The sequence below is a fragment of the Lactiplantibacillus sp. 30.2.29 genome (genome assembly GCF_018991255.1).
GTDB classification, from domain to species: domain Bacteria; phylum Bacillota; class Bacilli; order Lactobacillales; family Lactobacillaceae; genus Lactiplantibacillus; species Lactiplantibacillus pentosus.
On sequence record NZ_JAGYGU010000128.1, the window covers coordinates 1 to 430 of the forward strand.

1 protein-coding gene is annotated in these 430 nt (G+C 49.1%); it reads left to right on the forward strand.

All coding sequences use genetic code 11. The features are described 5' to 3' along the window. On the forward strand, positions 1–430 hold a 430-nt coding region (locus KGF65_RS16870), incomplete at both ends, for a transposase (RefSeq protein ID WP_216788275.1).

Sequence of the window (430 nt, forward strand, 5' to 3'; positions counted from 1 at the left end):
GCCATCTTCTTAGATGCCACTTACTTGCCGTTAAAGCGGGATACCGTTCAAAAAGAAGCCGTTCATATTGCGATTGGCATTCGTCCAGATGGTACGAAAGAAGTGCTGAACTACCAAGTGGCGCCAACGGAATCGACTGGAATCTGGACTGAACTGCTGGGAACCTTGATCAAGCAGGGCGTTAAAGATGTGCTGTTGTTTGTGGCCGATGGGTTAGTTGGTTTGGATGAAGGCTTGAATCGGCATTTCCCTAAAGCCAAACGACAACGTTGCCTGGTTCATGTTGGGCGGAATCTGATGAACAAAGTTCGCGTAAAAGACCGCAAGGCCGTGATCAGTGACTTTAAACAAGTTCATCGGGCCGCCAACCGTGAAGCAGCCGAACTGAAACTGAATGAGTTCGCCAACAACTGGCATCAGACCTATCCCA